This is a genomic window from Wenzhouxiangella sp. 15190, from assembly GCF_003417465.1.
Taxonomy (GTDB): Bacteria; Pseudomonadota; Gammaproteobacteria; order Xanthomonadales; family Wenzhouxiangellaceae; genus Wenzhouxiangella.
In genome coordinates, this window is record NZ_QVMV01000052.1 from 115551 (window position 1) to 133530 (window position 17980).

Consider the following 17980-nt stretch of genomic DNA (forward strand, 5'->3'; position numbering starts at 1 on the left):
AATGACCGAAACGAAACCGTGCCAAGCCTTCGTTTCGTTGCTGTAGATCCTCTGTGGGAGTTTGTTTGAAATTTGGAATTTCGAACATTCGAATTTGTTTCGGATTTGGTGCTTGAGATTTCGAATTTGAGGCATTCGATTATGCCCGGGCGATCGTAATATCTTCACCGGCCAGATTCATGAACAAATCTACGCAGTCCCGTAATATCAATCGAGCTGAGGTCGTCGACCAGAACTTCCTCGACCATCTCACTGCGATCGAGGAAGGCCGGGTGGCGGTCTTTGATCGGCCCGGCGTGCCCAATTCCGACCTGCTCGAGCTGTTCGACAGCCAGATGGTCTCGCGCCAGCTCGACCTGATGGCGCGTATCAAGCGCCTCGAGAACAAGGTTTTCTACACCATCGGCTCTTCGGGGCACGAGGGCAACGCGCTGGTCGGGCGGTTGACCCGGGCCACCGATCCCGCCTTCCTGCACTACCGTTCCGGGGGCTTCATGGCCGAGCGCTATCGCAAGCGTGAGGGTCTGGATTTCATTCGCGATACTTGCCTGAGCTTTGCCGCCGCGCGCGAGGACGTGGCCTCGGGCGGGCGGCACAAGGTCTGGGGTCATCCCGACCTGTGGGTGCTGCCGCAGACCTCGACCATCGCCAGCCACCTGCCCAAGGCGGTCGGCACGGCCTTGGCGATCGCCCACGGCAGCGGGGGACAGCACGAGCTGCCGGTGCCTTCGGACTCGATCGTGGTTTGCAGTTTCGGGGATGCCGGCCTCAATCACGCCGCCGCCCAGACGGCGATCAATTCCTGCGCCTGGTCGCGCCACCAGAGCCTGCCGGTACCCGTGCTGCTGGTCTGCGAAGACAACGACATCGGTATTTCCGTACCCACCCCCACCAACTGGGTGGCCGACAGCATGCGCAATCGCCACGGCATCAGCTATCACTACGCCAACGGCCTGGACCTGGTGGAGGGGCATGACGCGGTCAGGCGCGCCGTGGAAGAGTGCCGCACGCGTCGCCGCCCGGTTTTCCTGCACTTGAAGACCACGCGTCTGATGGGGCATGCCGGCACCGACTTCGAGATCGAGTACCGCCCCGGCGCCGAGCTCGAATCCGCCGAGGCACGCGATCCGCTCAAGATCTCGGCCGAGGCGCTGGTCGGACGCGGCTTGATGACGCCGGCCCAGATCCGGGAGCGTTATCGTGCGCTTGCCGAGCGCTGCCTGGCCGAGGCCGACCGCGCCGACGGGGCGGGGCGTATCACCACCCGCGACGAGGTCATGAAGCCCCTGGCGCCGTTCAGTCCCGACGCGGTGGCCGAAGAAGCCGCTCGCATGCCGAAGCAGGAGGAGCGCACGCGCGTATTCGGCAACGAGCGCCTGTTGCCGGAGCATCAGCCGGTCAAGCACCTGGCGGTCCAAATCAACCGTGCGCTGACCGACCTGATGGTCAAGTATCCCGAAGCGCTGGCCTTCGGCGAGGACGTGGCGCGCAAGGGCGGCGTATACACCGTTACCAAGGGACTGGCCTGGCGTTTCGGCCCGCGCCGGGTCTTCAATACCCTCCTCGACGAGACCACCATCCTCGGCCTGGCCCAGGGCTGCGGCGCCATGGGCTACCTGCCCATCCCCGAAATCCAGTACCTGGCCTACTTCCACAACGCCTGCGACCAGATTCGCGGCGAGGCCTGCTCGCTGCAGTATTTCTCCAACAACCGCTTTCGTAACCCGATGGTGATGCGCATCGCCAGCCTGGGTTACCAGAAGGGTTTCGGCGGGCACTTCCACAACGATAATTCCATCGCCGCCCTGCGCGATATCCCCGGCCTGATTGTCGGTTGTCCCTCCAGGGGCGATGACGCGGTCACGATGCTGCGAACCATGATGGCCTTGGGCAAGGTCGACGGGCGCGTGTCGGCTTTCCTCGAGCCGATCGCCCTGTATATGAGCAAGGATCTGCACGAGAAAGACGACGGGCAATGGAGCTTCCGCTATCCCGCCCCGGGCAAGCATCTCGTGCCTTTTTCGCCACGTATCTACAACGAGTCGGCGGACGACCTGCTCATCGTTACCTTCGGCAACGGCGTGCCCATGGCGCTGCGGTGCGCTCGTGAACTCGAAATCGAGCGTGGTATCGCGGTTCGCGTGCTGGATCTGCGCTGGCTCAAGCCGCTGGATAGCGAAGCCGTTGCGCGCCATGCCGGCGAATGCCGCTCGGTGGTGGTGTTCGACGAGGGCCGGCCCGACGGCGGCATCGGCGAGGCGGTGATGACCGCGCTGGTCGAGGCCGGCGTGGCCGACCGGCCCGTGCGGCGGCTGACGGGGGCGGACTGCTACATACCGCTGGGGGATGCAGCGAATCTGATTCTGGCCACCGAGGCGGAGTTGCTTGGTAAATGCCTTGATGTGCTCGGAAAAGCGGAGTAGGTAGAGGACTGGTCAAGCACGAAATTCGAAGTACCAAATTCGAAACAAATTCGAATGACAGAAAGCCAAATGACAGAAACAGGCTTTCGTCTTCACTCGTAGCGACAGCCTATCCACGTGGCCGGTGTTCGTTTCGGGCATTGGCATTTTGAACATTCGAGCTTGTTTCGAATTTGGTGCTTCGGATTTCGAGTTTCCCACCTTGTGCTCCTTCTGAATTGAAAATTGCCACCGGTGGTAAAATGACCGTTTTGGATCACCATAAGGACAAGAAATGGGATTTGAGCACGTCAGAATGCCCGATTCGGGCGAGAAGATCCGCGTCGAAGACGGCAAGCTGGTCGTCGCCGACGAGCCGGTTCTCGGCTACATCGAGGGTGACGGTATCGGTGTCGACATTACGCCGGCCTGCCTGAAGGTCTGGGACGCCGCGGTCGAGAAGGCCTACGGCGGCAAGCGCAAGGTGCACTGGGCCGAACTGTACCTCGGCGAGAAGGCCGCGGGCATTTACGACGGCGACTATTTCCCCGACGAAACCCTCGAAGCCATCAAGGACCTGACCGTGGCCGTCAAGGGCCCGCTGACCACGCCGGTGGGCGAGGGCTTTCGTTCGCTCAACGTCTCGCTGCGCCAGACGCTCGACCTCTACGCCTGCGTGCGTCCGGTCAAGTACTACCAGGGCGTGCCCTCGCCGATGAAAAAGCCCGATGACTTCGACGTGGTGATCTTCCGCGAGAACACCGAGGATGTCTATTCCGGTATCGAGTTCGAGTCCGGCACGGCCGACAACGAGAAGCTCGCGAAATTCCTGCGCGAGGAAATGGGCGCAAAATTCTTCGAGGGCGCCGGCCTGGGTGTCAAGCCGATTTCCGAGTTCGGCACCAAGCGCCTGGTGCGCAAGGCGATCGAGTACGCCATCGAGAACGACCGCGAGTCGGTGACCCTGGTGCACAAGGGCAACATCATGAAGTTCACCGAGGGTGCCTTCCGCAAGTGGGGCTACGAGCTGGCCGCCGAGGAATTCGGCGATGTCACCATCACCGAGGACGAGCTGTGGGAAAAGCATGACGGCAAGCGCCCCGAGGGCAAGATCGTCATCAAGGATCGCATCGCCGACATCATGTTCCAGCTGCTGCAGTTGCGCCCGGCCGAGTTCGACGTGCTGGCGACCATGAACCTCAACGGTGACTACCTGTCCGACGCGGCCGCCGCCTCGGTTGGCGGCATCGGCATCGCCCCGGGCGCCAACATGGCCGACCACGTGGCGGTGTTCGAGGCCACCCACGGCACCGCGCCCAAGTATGCCGGCCAGGACAAGGTGAACCCGTCCTCGTTGTTGTTCTCCGGCGTGATGATGTTCGACTACATCGGTTGGCCGGAAGTCGGTCGTCTGATCGAGGAGGCCTTCGAGAAGGTCGTCGTCGGCGGCACGGTCACCTACGACTTCGCCCGCCAGCGCGACGATGCCACGGAGGTCAAGACCTCGGGCTTTGCCGACGCGCTGGTCAAGGCCATCCAGCAGGCCTGATCGGTCGTGGCAACGCCTGTTGCCCCCACCCTCGAGGTCGGCCTGGTCCAGGCCGACCTGGCCTGGCAGGATCCCGAAACCAATCGCCACCGCCTGGCGGCGATGATGGATACCCAGCCGCGCTGCGATCTGTATGTCATTCCCGAGACCTTTTCCACCGGCTTTCTCGGCGACGCCGGCCTGGAAGCCGAGACGATGGACGGGCCCAGCGTCGCCTGGATGCGCGAGCAGGCCCGCTCGCGTGCCGCGGCCTTGACTGGCAGCCTGGTTATCGACGACGGCAGCGGACGACGATTCAACCGGATGGTGTTCATGTCGCCCGAAGGTGAGGCCACCTGCTACGACAAGCGTCATCGCTTCGGATTCGGCGGTGAAAGCCAGCGTTACACCGCCGGCGAGCGACAGGTGGTGGTCGAGTGGCGGGGATGGCGCATCGACCTGCAGATCTGCTTCGATCTGCGCTTTCCCGTGTGGTGTCGCAACGACCGTAACTTCGACATCCAGCTTTTCGTTGCCAACTGGCCGGCGCCGCGAGCCGACCACTGGTCGGCGTTGCTCCGGGCAAGGGCAATCGAGAACCAGGCTTTTGTCATCGCCGTCAACCGGGCGGGGGTCGACGGCAATGAAGTGGAATACCCGGGCTGTTCATCGGTCTGGGATGCCGCTGGCAAGCGCGTGGTTGAGCTGGGCGAGGACGAGGCCACCGCCCGGGTGAGTCTGTCGCGGCAGGCGCTGACGTCGGTGCGCACGCGCTTCCCGTTTCTTGCGGATGCCGACCGCTTCAAGCTGGGAAAACCGGATCTCTGAAGGCTAACCGGGGCAAGTAGTGCTTGCGCTGGCTGTTCCGAGATTGTAAAGTTTGCGTATCGACGGCGTAACGAAAGTTTAATCTTGGCCGTGCGATAAGCGCCTTTATGCTATTAAGTGATTGATTGCCGGAGCATTTTGATCACTTCGAGCAGGGGGAGAGGAGTAGCAGATGGACGGCGTCCAGACGTGGGATCCGACTCTTATCCTGATTTGAGTGCGTTTCATTTGGGAAGTTTGGGCCGGTTTCGAGCCGGAAAATGACCTAAAGCGGCAACTACAGACATCAACTTTAGGAGATTTTAAAGTGAATACTCCGTTCAAGAAGAGCTTGCTCTACACGGCAATTATTGCCGGGCTCGTCCTGGCCGGTGTCAGTTCGACGCCAGCGTGGGCCCAGGAAAACGACGATGACGAGGCTCAGTCCGAGGTGACTGAAGCTCAAGACCAGCAAGAGGAGGACCAAGAGGGAGAGGACACGCTCGATCGCGTGCAGGTCACTGGCTCGCTGTTGAGGCGGGAGGACTTTAGCTCCGTGTCGCCGATGCAGGTCATCACAGCCGAAACCCAGTTCCAGGCAGGGCAGTTGACCACCTCGGACGTCCTGCAGAATTCTACGGTTGCTTCCGGCACCACGCAGTTGAACAACCAGTTCGGCGGTTTCGTGGTTCAGGGCGGCACGGGTGTGCAGACACTCGACCTGCGAGGGCTGGGCACTACGCGCACCCTGACCCTTCTCAATGGGCGGCGCCCGGGCGGTTCCGGAACGCGTGGTCAAGTGCAAGCGGTCGACCTTTCCATGATTCCCGATATCGCGGTGAATCGTTTCGAAGTGGTTCTGGATGGCAGTTCTTCAATCTACGGGTCCGATGCCGTGGCTGGTGTGGCCAATATCATCACCCGTCGGTCGGTTGACCGATCGGAAGTGAACGTTTCCGCCGATGTTCCAATTGACGGTGGCGGCGAGTTCTATCGCCTGGGTGCGATTACCGGCGCCAACTTCGACAACGGCAGCATGACATTCTCGGCCCAGTTGACGAAGCGGGAGGCGCTTCGGACGGGCGACCGTGATTTCCTGGGATGTTCGCAGGATATGGTCAGGGATTCCAGCGGAAACCGGATCGACCGGGAAGACCGGTCCTCGATCGCCGGTACCGAGGGAGCCGGCTGCTACAACATGTGGTACGACTCGATTATCGACGCTGCCACCGGCACGCGATGGATCACCTCTCCGGATGGTGAAATAAACGGGCCTTTCCCCGGTCGCCGGGCTCGCCAGAACAACGCATATGACGAGGATCCTCTTGGCGAGGCCTGGTACGAAACCGTCCGTTTCGGGGATTTCCTGCTTTCGGAGTCGGCGATCAACGAGCAGGAGCGCATGAATGTCTACGCTACGGCCGACTTTACCTTCGGCGATGTCGAGTGGGACGCCGATGTGCTCTACAGCAATCGTGAAACGACACGCACCGGCTGGCGGCAGTTCTTCCCGTTGATCGGCGGGGCTCAGGCGGCGTCTCTGTTCGGTACCTCCTTTTACTCCTACGACAATGACCCGGACTACAATCCGGTCGACCCGGCAGCATCACCGGTCGAAGGGCAGTTGACTCAGCCGATCTATCCTTACCCGCTCAATTCGAACATCGATGTGGACTACTACTTTGCATCGACGGGGCTTTCGGGCGAGTTGCCAACCTCGAACTACTGGTCGTGGCGGGTCCAGGGCAGCTACTCCCGTTCAGACGGCGATTACGCACAGAACGCCATTGATCAGTCGCGCTCGGGTGATGTCCAGTACGACCCTAATCCGCCCACCTATGACCCGTTCGATCCGGCTCTCCTGGACGGGTCCGGCATGTCACAACTGATCGATGCGGTCGGCGCCAACACGCTCGGCAACACGGTTTATGATCAGTGGACGGTAAGCGGGATCCTCGCTGGCGATCTGTTCGAGCTGCCCGCCGGTACCGTGGGTACAGCCTTCGGGGTGGAGTACCGGGACTTCAGCATCGACGACAATCCTGATCCCCTGTCGCAGGCCGGCCAATCCTGGGGCCTGACCTCGGCGACGGTCACCAAGGGCAGTAACAACGTCTCTGAAGCATTCGCGGAAGTGGAAGTTCCGATCCTGGCAGGGGTTCCCGGGTTCGAGTCTCTCACCTTCAACGGATCCGCCCGCTACTTCGATTATGATCGTGGCGGTGATGATGTGGTGTGGAAGGCCGGCCTGAACTGGCAGATCGTGCCTACCGTGCGACTTCGCTCCACGGTCGGGACGTCTTACCGCGCCCCGGCGCTGTTCGAGCAGTTCCTGGGTGACCAGACCGGTTTCCAGGGACAGGCTCTTGATCCCTGCATCGAATGGGAGGACAGCACCAACGAGAATGTCCGTAACAACTGCGCCGCGGCCGGTATCCCGTCGGACTATGCAGGCGTCGGCTCTTCCATCACGGTGATCTCTGGCGGTGGCGTTGAAAACCTGGAGTCCGAGACGTCCGATGCAACCAATTTCGGGATTGTCTGGACACCGGAGTTTACAAACCTGAACGTTGCGCTGGACTGGTACCAGATCGAAGTCAACGACCAGATCGCTCAGTTGGGTGCGAGCGCCATTGCTTCCGGCTGCTACACGGGTGAGAACTTCCCCAACCAGTTCTGTGAGTTGATCGAGCGTAACAGCGGGGATGACCCGACCGGGGCCTACAACATCGCCAGCATCAATGACAGTTTCGTCAACATCAACACTCAAAAAGTGGAAGGTCTCGACCTGAACATGACCTGGCAGGGTGATTTCGACTGGGGTAGCCTGAACGTGGAATCCCAGACCACCCGGCAGCGCGAGAACCTGTTCCAGCTGTTTGCTCCGGGTACCGTGGCCGGGTTCGACGATCTGGACGTGGTGGGCGATATCGGCACCCCCGAAATCGTCAGCAACCTCCGCGCTACCGCGCAGCGAGGCGACTGGTCCGCGACCTATTACACGCAGTACGCCTCCTCAACGGATGCTTCCCGGTTCGCTGATGAAGAGATCAACTATTTCGGTGAAGAGAACGCCGTTCGTGACATCAAGTTCGACGCGTGGTGGCAGCACAACCTGTCCATCCTGTACCGACAAGACAAGTGGGACCTGCTCATCGGGATCAACAACCTCTTCAATGAGGAGCCCGATCTGGTATCCGCCGGTGCGGCTGGTGCAGTTTCCACGCGCGGTAATGTTCCGATCAACGGCACCCAGGCCAGCCTGCTGGGGCGTCGGGTCTTCGGTCGTATCAACTATCGTTTCTGATCGACCGTCGTATCGGAATGGCTTAACAGGCCTTTTCACAAGTGGCGCCTCCGGGCGCCACTTGCTTATGGGGCCAGGTATAATTTAGGACTTCATTGGAAAGCGCTCGCTGGCCAGCGGCAGAGCAAGTCTTTGACAGGACAGGAAAAAATCATGATGAACCTCCTCTTGCGCCTTACCATACTTTCTCTCGCGCTGATCGTATCGGCGCTGCACGCAGCGCCCATCTCCATCGAGTCCATAGCCCGACAGCCGGCGATCAGTTCCGTGTCCATGAGCGTCGATGGAAAGCATCTGGCGGCCATAGTGAGCGCGCCCGGCAGCGAACATCGCGATACCGCCCTGGCCACCTGGGATCTGGACAACATTGACAAGGGCCCCGTAATCACCCCTAGCGGCGACAAAATGAAGTTCATCCGAGCTCGCGCCCTCAAGGCCGGCAAGGTGAGCGTGACCGGCAGGCAGGAAATGACTGCGGCACTCGGAGGATGCGGGGAAGGTAACGACCTTGGAGCGGAAGCAACCTTCATCTTCAAGACTTATCTGACCGACTCGGATCATTCGGAATTCGAGGAAGCCTTCGAGTCGGGTGACCGCATGCTGGGCGCCAGCCAGACGACCAAGCGCTGCGCCGAACTCACTACCACGGCAGGCATGGTCAGTCTTATGCCGCTGGACCCCAAAAATGTCATTATCCGACGCACCAACATGCTGGACTTCACCAGCAACTACTACGAGTACGATCTAACCAGCGGCAAGATCGACTTGCGTTTCCGGGGCAGTCCCGAAGCTTCCCCCGGCCTGTTTCATCCGCGCACTGGAAAATTGCTCACGCGCACCGCGATGAAGTCAAAAGGGGGCAATGAGTACGAGCGGAGCATCGAGATTCGCAATCCGGAGACTGGGGAGTTCGAAGTCCACGAACCCCTGACCACGATGCTGACGGATCGTGTCCAGATGCAGGTTGTCGGCATCGACGACGATACGGGCAAGTATTACGTGCTGACCGACAAGTTCTCGAATCTCGTCCAGGCCTGGACGTATGACCCGAAGGCACGCAGCTTCGCGGACGAAGCGCTGCTGGCTCACCCGAAATTCTCGATCGCCAGCCTGGGTTTTGATTCCAGGCCGGATAGCTTCAACGAGATTATTTCCTTTACCGTCGCAGGCCCGGTTTACGAGACCACCTATGTGGAGCCGGAGATGCGTTCCATCCACGAAGGGCTCAAGCAAGCCTTCCCCGACCGGAACGTCTCGATAACCAACTACAACAACGATCTTTCCCGCGTGCTCTTCCAGACGTCCAGCAACCGGCATCCCGTCGGCTACCACATTCTTGAGGACCGGAAGTCGGTCAAGAACCTGGGAAATCAGCGCCCGTGGATCGAACCGGAAGACCTCGGTGAACAGAGCTGGATCACCTATGAGGCCCGGGACGGCATGGAGATACCTGCCTTGCTCGACCTGCCGGCGGGCTGGAACGAGGAAGAGGATGATCCCCTGCCGCTGGTGGTCAATCCCCACGGTGGTCCGTGGAGTCGCGACTTTGGCGGCTGGGATGCTTCCGGCTGGGTGCCGTTTCTCACTTCCCGCGGCTTCGCGGTGCTTCGCCCGCAATACCGTGGCAGCCAGGGCCTGGGTCGGGACTTGTGGGTTGCCGGTGATGCCGAGTGGGGCCAGAAGATGCAGGACGACAAGGCGGACGGCGCGAAGTGGCTGGTCGAGCAAGGCATTGCCGATTCGGATCGGATGGTTATTTTCGGCTATTCCTACGGAGGTTTTGCCGCTGCGGCTGCTACCGTCAGACCCGATACGCCTTTCCGTTGTGCGATCTCCGGAGCGCCCGTAACCAATCTCACGCGCCTGGGCAACCGTTGGAGCCAGAACCGCACGCAACGCTTGCTGCAGGGCGTTACGGTGCGTGGAATGGACCCCACGAAGAACGCCGACAAGGCGCATATCCCCATATTGCTTTACGTGGGAAGCCGCGACGTACGAACGCCTGACCGGCATGCCCAGGAGTTCTACAAGGCGGTCAAGGACAGGGTGCCCGCCCGTCTGGAGATCATCGAGGATATGCCCCACCAGATGCCCTGGTACTACAGGCATCATGAGGAGACCCTGACGCTTATCGAGGGTTTTCTCGAGGACGAGTGCGGCCTGGGCGAGATTTAGCGAGCGTTGGTGGCGGGAGCGCTCAGGCTCCCTGAAAGGCGCGAATCGTGCCGACGGCCAGCCCCTCGATCGCGAAATCACTGCCCGGTTTGACATGGATGCTGGCGTAGGCGGGATTTTCACTGTCCAGATAGATACCCCGGCCCTTTCGTCGAAGTCGCTTGACGGTGACTTCGTCGTTGATGCGCGCAACCACGACCTGTCCGGCGCGCGCCTCCGGTGTCCGGTGCACCAGAAGCAGGTCGCCGTCGTCGATGCCGGCGCCGGTCATGCTGTCGCCGCGGACCTTGAGCACGTAGTCGGGTTGCGGCCGGAAAAGATGGGGATCGACCTGCAACTCGTCTTCCAGGTTTTCGATCGCCAGCAGCGGCGACCCCGCGGCGACCCGCCCGATGACCGGCAGTTTGCGCAGGGGCTGATCCGCGGTTTCCGGGGCAGGGAGGTTGCGGGTCGGAACGATCCCCCGCGCCCGCCCCGGGCGCAGTTCGATTGCGCCGCGCTGGGCCAGCGCCCGGAGATGGCACTGTGCCGCATTGGGGGAGGAGAAGCCGAAGTGCGTCACGATCTCCGCGCGCGTCGGCGGCAGCCCGTCCGACAGCACGCGCTGTTCGATGAACTCCAGGATCTGCTGCTGGCGCGGTGTGAGCTGCATGACCGAAACTGTATCAAAAAACAGTTATGCCGATCAGTCAGCGAATGATGACGTGACCCGAGAAATGCCAGCGGGAATGCGACCACGGGAACCGCGCATAAGGCCACCATGGATCACGGTAGTACCAGGGATCGTGATAGTAGCGGGCGGGAACTTCTTCACCCCAGAGGAACAGGGTGTCCGCTTCGACGCGGGGGTAGACGTAGCGGAACTCGCCGATGTTGCCTTCGACAAAGCCGGTCAGCGTACCGACGACGGTGATGTCGCGCCCGCGCTCGAACACGGCCGGGTCCTCGAAACCGTCACGGCAGGCCAGGAAGCGACCCCGGTCGTCGTCACCGGAATGCGGTCGGGCGCGCGAGTCGAGTGAGCGGGCGAGCACCTCGATGCAGGTTTCCGACTTGCCGGGGCGGGTATCGACAATGCTGCCGCCCCACCGGACCTGCTGTCCGACGTGCTGATCGCCGGACTGCTCGGGGGTCAGTTCCTCGAACTCGCCGCCGAGCGGTTCCGGAACCGTTGCACAGCCTGCTACAAGCAAAGCTGACAGAACAAGGCCGGATAGCATAGGTATGACTTTCATGATCGGAATCCTCAATATGGATACCATTATCCTCTATTTGTTTAGACGCTGGCCATGCGTCGCGGTTCAACCCGGTCGGTAGACAGTTTTCGGCTTTGCTCGATGAAGTGTTCGCGCAGCCCGGCGTCGTCACAGTCGCCGTAGCGGATCCGGCAGTAGCGTTCGGTGAGTTCATGAAGCTTTTCACCCTCGGCGAGTTCCGGCGCGACTCGTTCCGCCCAGGCCAGCGGTGTTTCGCCGAGTACCGGCCCGAGACCGCGGCGGCCCATCCGGCGCATGAGCCTGATCCAGGCGCGCTGGACAGGATCGCGTGAACCCGCCGGCCGCTTCAGCCAGGCCCAGGCCAGCACGAGAATGGTCAGGCCGAGCAGGCTGACCATGAGCAGTGCCATCCCCGTGCTGGAGAGCCGCGGCAGCCCGAGGAAGCGCATCATGCTTTGTTGCCGGTCGGCATCGAAGCCCAGTACCCAGGCGTTCCACAGATGCTGCAGCCGGTCATAGCGGTATTGCAGGCTGCGTAACCAGTCCAGTCCCGTCGCGTCGCCGGTGGCGACGCGGGCACCGCTCTGAATTCGCGCTGGCGACACCGCAGCCGTTGGGTCGACCCGGGTCCAGCCGCTTCCCGCGAGCCAGAGTTCGACCCAGGCATGCGCGTCGGATTGTCGAACCAGGAGGTATTGGCCGCCTTCCTGCCAGTACCCGCCCTGGTAGCCGGTGACGACGCGCGTTGGAATGCCGGCGGCACGCATCAGTACCGCGAATGCGGAAGCGTAGTATTCGCAGTAACCCGTGCGCAGGTCGAAGAGAAATTCGTCGGCGCCGTGTCGGCCGAGTGGTGCGGTCTGCAGGCTGTAATAGAAGGGTTCCTCGCGTAGCCAGTCGAGCACGTGATCGATGAGGGCCCGGTCGTCTTCGAAGCGTTCCCGCAATTGCCGAGCCATCTCGCGGGTGCGCGGGTTACGGTCTTCCGGCAGGCTCAACGCCAGGCGTCTCAGGGTCTCCGGCAACTGCGGCATGTCGGTGAAGCCGGGATTGCTGCGCATGCGGTATTCGGTCAGCGTGGTGACCGGATCGCGGCGAGTCACCTGGAAATCCAGCGAGATGTGCGCTTCGTCGGGTGTCGTGACCGGATAGTCCAGGGCAAACAGCCAGCGGCGTTCGTGCGGTTCGAGCTGGACGGTGTAGAGGAAATCGTCGGGTCCGGGAGGCACCTTGGCGGCGGGTGTGCGTGAGGCCAGAAAGGCCCGCTCCCAGGTGTCACCGTCGAAATGCCAGAGAACCGGTCCGCGCCAGTAGCGCCGTTCCGGCGGGGGCGGCGTGCCATCGAATTCAGCCCGAAAGGCGGCCGAATCGTCGATGTAGAGATCGGCGATCGAGCCCGGGGACATGCTGTCCGAGAGACCGGTCTTGGCGTCCATGACCTCGTCGGGCAGGCCCCACAGCGGTTCGGCCAGGCGCGGGAAAGTTACGAACAGGATCAGCGCTACGGGCAATGCGGTCAGCAGCATCAAGGCTGCATCCCGAATGATCCGAAGATGCCCGGAACGCGGCACGGCCTGGCCCAACTCCAGCAACTGGATCCGCAGCAGGGCACCGATTGTAATCAGTACGCCGCCGAACAGGTAGGCGAGGTAGACCAGGCGTTCGTCGAACAGAAACTGCGTGGCGATCAGAAAGAGCGAGACCGAGGCGACCATGCGCAGGTCGCGCAGGCGATAGAGTTCCAGCATCTTGGCCGCCAGCATGAGGCACAACAGGCCGGTTGCCGCCCGCCGACCCCACAGGCCGCCGAAGCCGACGGCGAGCAGCGCGATGGCGCCCACGGTCAGCAACAGCCGTAGCCAGCCCGGCGGCGGCCGCCAGCCCTTACCGGCGGCGAGCAGTCGCCATCCGCATAGCAGGACGACCACGGCGCCGAGCAGCGGGGGCATGGCCAGCAGGTGCGGCAGGGCCGCGACAACAAAGGCGGTGATTGTCCAGGCGACGGGCGCGAACGGCAGTGGTGTCGAAGCCTGTTTCACAACTCTGCCAGTGCCCGCATACAGGCATGCTTGTGGCTTTCGCTGCGATCGGGCCCGAAGCGCTCCTCGCCCAATTCGAGTGTCCAGGACCGGTTTTCCGCCTCGGCGCGCAGGATCCAGGCAGTGACGATGCGAATGCGCTCTTCCAGATCTCGGCCGGGCGCGCGCTCCAGGCTCAGGAATACTTCGCGCGACTGTTCGCGCCGGAACTGGCGGGAAAGCAGGGTCTGATGACGCTGGCTGGCCTTCCAGGCGATGCGGTGCAGCGGGTCGCCTTCGCGCCAGCGTCGCAGACTGTGGAAGTCTTCGCCTTCCTCGCGAGCCTGCCTGCGCTGCACGCTTTGTGCGTCACCGCCCTCGGGAAGGGGCGGGGCGTGTTCCGCAGGCTGTGGCCAGACCAGAAAAGGCGTGGTCGGCTCGATCCAGGACCAGGCACGGAAAAGTCCGAGCGGTTGCGTCGTTTCGATCCGCAGTCGTCCGGGCCGGTGCCAGCCGCGCCCACGGGCATCGAGTTCGATCGTAACCTCACGGACTCCCCTGGCTGGAACGTTGAAAACGGCGTCGGGGCCGGGCCCCTTGAGACGCAGGCCGTCACGGTTTCGCTCACAGTGATTGACGGCCGTCAGGCGCCAGGGAACGGGTTTGCCGGCGTGCACGGGCCGGGCGGCGCCGTGGCGCAGGTGCAGGCCGTTGAGATTCCGGAAAGCCAGCAGCATGGAGTTGATCGCCGTTGCGGCGACGATGAAGGTCGTCAGCAGGCCGAGGTTGTTGTTGAAGTTGAGGCTGCCGATGAGCATCGCGCCCATGAGCAAGCCCAGCATCCAGCCGAAACGCGTCGGGAGAATGAAGATCCGCCGGTAGGCCAGGGTCAGCGGCAGGTCGAGACGGGTGCGTCTCTTCAGCCAGCGATCAAGCAGTTTCGGCCGGCCGGTTTCGACCGGTGAACCGGTGGCGGTCGCCATCAGGGAACGGGGGTGGACTCCAGGATTTCCGCCGCCACGGCGTCACCGTCCATATGCGATTCGGCGGTCGGCTGGAGGCGGTGACCCGCCAGGGCCGGGAATACGGTGCGCACGTTGTCGGGCAGGCAAAAGTCCTGCTGCATGATCAGGGCGTGGGCGCGCGAGGTCTGCGTCAGCGCCAGGGCGGCACGCGGCGACAAGCCGGACTTCACTGCCGGATGCGTGCGCGTGGCGGCCACCAGGGCCTGGATGTAATCCAGTATGGGTTCGGAAACGTGCAACCCGGCCGCCAGCTCGATAAGTTCCAGTACCCGTGCCGGGTCGAGGACGGACTCCATGTCCCGCAGGAGATCGCGGCGGTCCGGCTCGGTCAGTAATCGCCGTTCTTCGGCGGCCGAGGGATAGCCAATACGCGTGCGCAGCAGGAAACGATCGAGCTGCGAGTCGGGCAGCGGATAGGTGCCGGTCAGATCGAGCGGGTTCTGCGTGGCGATGACATAGAACGGCTGCGGCAGCCGGTGCGTGTGTCCGTCCACGGTGGCCTGGCCTTCGGCCATGGCCTCGAGCAGCGCGGACTGGGTGCGCGGAGTGGCACGGTTTATCTCGTCGGCGAGCACGACGTTGGCGAAAATCGGGCCGGGGCGAAATTCGAACTGCTCGTCCTCCCGGCGAAAGATCGACACACCCAGGATGTCGGCCGGCAGCATGTCGCTGGTGAACTGGATGCGCTGCCAGTTCCCGCCGACGGCAATCGAAAGGGCGTGGGCAAGGGTCGTCTTGCCCACGCCCGGCAGGTCCTCGATCAGGAGGTGGCCGCCGGCCAACAGGGCGGAAAAGGCGAGATCGACGACCGCTTCCTTGTCGACGATGATGTCGTTGACCGTCGACCGGGCGCGTGCCAGGTCATCGGCCAGCAAGCTCCCCGAGCGGGCGGGAGACTGGTTATTCATCCAGCAGCGCGTTGATCTTGGCTGCGCAGATGAAGTCGTTCTCGCTCAGCCCGTCGATGGCATGCGTGGTGAAATGAATCAAGCAGAAGTTGTAGCCCGCTTCGAAGTCGGGATGGTGCCCTTCCTGGTTGGCGATCCAGGCCATGGCGTTGATGAAGGCCATGGTCTTGTAGAAGCCCTTGAACTCGAAGCGGCGGTAGATCTTCTTGCCGTCGGCGTCGACCTGCCAGCCCGGAATCTGGGCCAGCAATTCCTCGACTCGGTCGCCATCGAGCGGATCGGTGCCGCCTTCGCAGGGGGCGCATTTCTTGTCGGTCAGGGTATCGGACATGATCAGGCTGCTTCCTTGTTCTTGGGTGGATAAGTGGGTTCGAACTCGCCCAGGGCGCGGGCCTTGCGGATCAGGGCGAGCAGATCGGCATTGGCCAGCTCGAACAGGTCGTCCATTTGATCCAGTACGTAGTAGACCGTCTGGTAGATGTCGATGCGGTACGGCGTGCGCAGCGCGTCGATCGGGTCGAACGGCCGGCGAATCGGCTCGTCGCTTTCGAGCGAGTAGATCGTCTCGCCGGGCGACGAGGCGATACCGCCGCCGTAGATGCTCAACTGGCTGCCGTTCTGGATCAGGCCGAACTCGACGGTGAACCAGTACAGCCGCGCCAGGAATACGCGTTCCTTCTTGGTCGCCTTCACGCCGGCCAGGCCGTAGGCGTGCGTGAAGTCGGCGAAAGCCTGGTGGGTGAGCATGGTGGTGTGGCCGAAGATCTCGTGGAAGATATCCGGTTCCTGCAGGTAGTCCATCGATTCGCGCGTGCGGATGAACGAGGCGGCCGGAAACTTCTTTTCCGAGAGCAGTTTGAAGAACTTGTCGAAATTGATCAGGGCCGGCACCGGGGCCACTTCCCAGCCGGTGCGCTCGCGCAACACGCCCGAGACTTCCGTTGGCTGGGGAATGCGATCGGTGGGCAGGTCCAGGATCTCGAGGCCGTCGAGGAATTCCTGGCAAACGCGGCCCTGGATGACCTCGATCTGGCGTGCATACAGGTCGCGCCAGACGCTATGCTCTTCGTCGGTGTACGGGATAATGCCGTTTTCGTCCGGCACCTTGGCTTCGTACTTGGTTGACTTACCCATGAGCACCTCCTTGAATTTTCAGACCCAATGTTATCACCCGAGCGGCAAACTGCCATGAATTCGGGGGCTGATCGCTGGCCCGGCGAGAGCTGGTATCAGGCCGAGGCCGGGGGGTGCAACTGGCCCGCTCTCGATGGGGATCGGCGCTGCCGGGTGGCGGTCGTGGGCGGCGGCCTGGCCGGCATCTCGACGGCCGTCGGCCTGATCGAGCGCGGCATGTCGGATGTCTACGTGCTGGATGCCGGGGAGCCGGGTGCCGGTGCTTCCGGACGCAACGGCGGCTTCGTGTTCGCCGGCTATTCACTCGGCAACGACGCGCTTATCGACCAGGTGGGCGAGGACAAGGCGGCGCGGTTGCACGGCTACACGCGCGAGACCGTCGCGGTGATCCGTGAGCGTATCGAACGGTATCGCATTGATTGCCAGGTCAACGACGCCGGTGTCGTGCTGGCGGACTGGTTCGACGAGCCGGAGACCCTTCAGGCGATGGCTGAACGAATGCGAGCCCGGCTCGGTTTCGAACTTGCGTGGATTCCGGCCGCGGAAATGGACGATTGGGTCGGCTCATCGCGCTATGGCGGCGGATTGTTCGAGCCCGGGAGCTTCCATTTTCATCCGTTGCGGCATATCCGCGGCTTGTCGGCGGTGATCGAGGCCGGGGGTGGGGGTGTATTCGGACGATCGGGCGTTCGCTCGATACGAAAAGCCCGATCAGGGTGGCGCGTGGATACCGGACAGGGGCGACTCGAGGCCGAACAGGTCGTGCTCGCGACCGGTGGCTACGATCGCCGGCTGGCGCCAACCATTCAGCGTGCGCTTCACCCGGTGGCGACCTATATCGCCGTGACGGAGCCCCTGGGAGAAAGACTCGGGGATCATCTGCCGCGGCCGGTGGCGGTCTACGACACACGTTTTGCCTTCGACTACTACCGGCCGCTGCCCGATACCCGCCTGCTCTGGGGCGGGCGCATTTCCATGGCCGGCCGCTCGCCCGCCGCCATTCGTCGCCTGATGCGGCGCGACCTGGCCCGGGTCTTTCCGGCGCTCGGCGAGGTGCGCCTGGACTATGCCTGGGGTGGCTGGATGAGTTACGCACGGCACGAGATGCCGCTGCTGGGACGGACCGGCGACGGGCTGTGGTATGCGTTGGCCTTCGGTGGGCATGGCATGGCCACGACCACCCTGGCCGGGGAAGTGATGGCCGAGGCGCTTTGCGGAGACGGCCAGCGCCTGGCCGAGTTCGAGCGCTGGCGCCCCGTCTGGGCTGGCGGCATCCTGGGGCGCGCCGTGGGGCAGGGTATCTACTGGCGAGCCCAGTTGCGTGACCTCTGGCGGGATCGAACGCGACGCTTGTAGGAAATTTCCTACAAAGTGTTGGGGAGATTTCTTACCTGAAGTCGGGTGGATTTGCTTCTATGCCGATCGACCGGAGTCTGCAAAACTATGACTCATCAGCTTT

General features: G+C 62.6%; 13 protein-coding genes. 6 read left to right on the forward strand and 7 right to left on the reverse strand.

Annotated elements, in window-relative coordinates; genetic code table 11:
- Positions 1–179: 179 nt before the first annotated feature.
- From DZK26_RS13125 to DZK26_RS13145, 5 genes are all read left to right on the forward strand, one after another.
- The gene (locus DZK26_RS13125) at positions 180–2423 is read left to right on the forward strand and encodes a transketolase C-terminal domain-containing protein (protein ID WP_116899239.1); all 2244 of its coding nucleotides are present in this window, start codon (positions 180–182) and stop codon (positions 2421–2423) included.
- Between the two features lie 274 nt (positions 2424–2697).
- Positions 2698–3951 (forward strand): isocitrate dehydrogenase (NADP(+)), encoded by a 1254-nt coding sequence (gene icd / locus DZK26_RS13130; RefSeq protein WP_116899238.1) that lies wholly within the window; start codon positions 2698–2700, stop codon positions 3949–3951.
- Positions 3952–3957: 6 nt separating this feature from the next.
- Positions 3958–4758 carry a nitrilase-related carbon-nitrogen hydrolase gene (locus DZK26_RS13135; protein WP_116899237.1) on the forward strand — a complete coding sequence of 267 codons (801 nt, stop codon included), beginning with the start codon at positions 3958–3960 and terminating at the stop codon, positions 4756–4758.
- A 307-nt stretch (positions 4759–5065) separates the two neighbouring features.
- Positions 5066–8044, forward strand: a complete 2979-nt coding sequence (locus DZK26_RS13140) for a TonB-dependent siderophore receptor (protein ID WP_116899236.1) — start codon at positions 5066–5068, stop codon at positions 8042–8044.
- Between the two features lie 153 nt (positions 8045–8197).
- Complete coding sequence (locus DZK26_RS13145; RefSeq protein ID WP_116899235.1) at positions 8198–10219, forward strand: S9 family peptidase; 2022 nt, start codon at positions 8198–8200, stop codon at positions 10217–10219.
- A 22-nt stretch (positions 10220–10241) separates the two neighbouring features.
- Here DZK26_RS13145 and lexA read toward each other — a convergent pair whose 3' ends face one another.
- From lexA to phhA, 7 genes are read right to left on the reverse strand one after another with little or no spacing between them, the layout of a single operon-like run.
- Positions 10242–10871, reverse strand: a complete 630-nt coding sequence (lexA, locus tag DZK26_RS13150; RefSeq protein ID WP_116899234.1) for a transcriptional repressor LexA — start codon at positions 10869–10871, stop codon at positions 10242–10244.
- Between the two features lie 37 nt (positions 10872–10908).
- Positions 10909–11454: a Slp family lipoprotein gene (locus DZK26_RS13155; protein ID WP_181918498.1), complete on the reverse strand. Its 546-nt coding sequence runs from the start codon at positions 11452–11454 to the stop codon at positions 10909–10911.
- A 41-nt stretch (positions 11455–11495) separates the two neighbouring features.
- Positions 11496–13475, reverse strand: coding sequence for a DUF3488 and transglutaminase-like domain-containing protein (locus DZK26_RS13160; RefSeq protein WP_116899232.1), 1980 nt, complete (start codon positions 13473–13475; stop codon positions 11496–11498).
- Positions 13472–14437 carry a DUF58 domain-containing protein gene (locus tag DZK26_RS13165; RefSeq protein ID WP_116899231.1) on the reverse strand — a complete coding sequence of 322 codons (966 nt, stop codon included), beginning with the start codon at positions 14435–14437 and terminating at the stop codon, positions 13472–13474. Before DZK26_RS13165 ends, DZK26_RS13160 begins: the two co-directional genes overlap by 4 nt.
- On the reverse strand, positions 14437–15387 hold the full coding sequence (locus tag DZK26_RS13170) for a MoxR family ATPase (RefSeq protein ID WP_116899230.1): 951 nt from the start codon (positions 15385–15387) through the stop codon (positions 14437–14439). Before DZK26_RS13170 ends, DZK26_RS13165 begins: the two co-directional genes overlap by 1 nt.
- The gene (locus DZK26_RS13175; protein ID WP_116899229.1) at positions 15380–15718 is read right to left on the reverse strand and encodes a 4a-hydroxytetrahydrobiopterin dehydratase; all 339 of its coding nucleotides are present in this window, start codon (positions 15716–15718) and stop codon (positions 15380–15382) included. Before DZK26_RS13175 ends, DZK26_RS13170 begins: the two co-directional genes overlap by 8 nt.
- 2 nt (positions 15719–15720) lie before the next feature.
- Positions 15721–16521 carry a phenylalanine 4-monooxygenase gene (gene phhA, locus DZK26_RS13180; RefSeq protein WP_116899228.1) on the reverse strand — a complete coding sequence of 267 codons (801 nt, stop codon included), beginning with the start codon at positions 16519–16521 and terminating at the stop codon, positions 15721–15723.
- A gap of 54 nt (positions 16522–16575) precedes the next feature.
- Between phhA and DZK26_RS13185 the strand changes: the two genes are divergently transcribed.
- Positions 16576–17877, forward strand: a complete 1302-nt coding sequence (locus DZK26_RS13185) for an FAD-binding oxidoreductase (RefSeq protein WP_181918497.1) — start codon at positions 16576–16578, stop codon at positions 17875–17877.
- Positions 17878–17980 lie beyond the last annotated feature (103 nt).

Coding starts and splice junctions, on each gene's coding strand:
- DZK26_RS13125 (WP_116899239.1), top strand. CDS start 180: ATGAACAAATCTACGCAGTCCCGTAATATCAATCGAGCTGAGGTCGTC.
- icd (WP_116899238.1), top strand. CDS start 2,698: ATGGGATTTGAGCACGTCAGAATGCCCGATTCGGGCGAGAAGATCCGC.
- DZK26_RS13145 (WP_116899235.1), top strand. CDS start 8,198: ATGATGAACCTCCTCTTGCGCCTTACCATACTTTCTCTCGCGCTGATC.
- lexA (WP_116899234.1), bottom strand. CDS start 10,871: ATGCAGCTCACACCGCGCCAGCAGCAGATCCTGGAGTTCATCGAACAG.
- DZK26_RS13155 (WP_181918498.1), bottom strand. CDS start 11,454: ATGAAAGTCATACCTATGCTATCCGGCCTTGTTCTGTCAGCTTTGCTT.
- DZK26_RS13165 (WP_116899231.1), bottom strand. CDS start 14,437: ATGGCGACCGCCACCGGTTCACCGGTCGAAACCGGCCGGCCGAAACTG.
- DZK26_RS13170 (WP_116899230.1), bottom strand. CDS start 15,387: ATGAATAACCAGTCTCCCGCCCGCTCGGGGAGCTTGCTGGCCGATGAC.
- DZK26_RS13175 (WP_116899229.1), bottom strand. CDS start 15,718: ATGTCCGATACCCTGACCGACAAGAAATGCGCCCCCTGCGAAGGCGGC.
- phhA (WP_116899228.1), bottom strand. CDS start 16,521: ATGGGTAAGTCAACCAAGTACGAAGCCAAGGTGCCGGACGAAAACGGC.
- DZK26_RS13185 (WP_181918497.1), top strand. CDS start 16,576: ATGAATTCGGGGGCTGATCGCTGGCCCGGCGAGAGCTGGTATCAGGCC.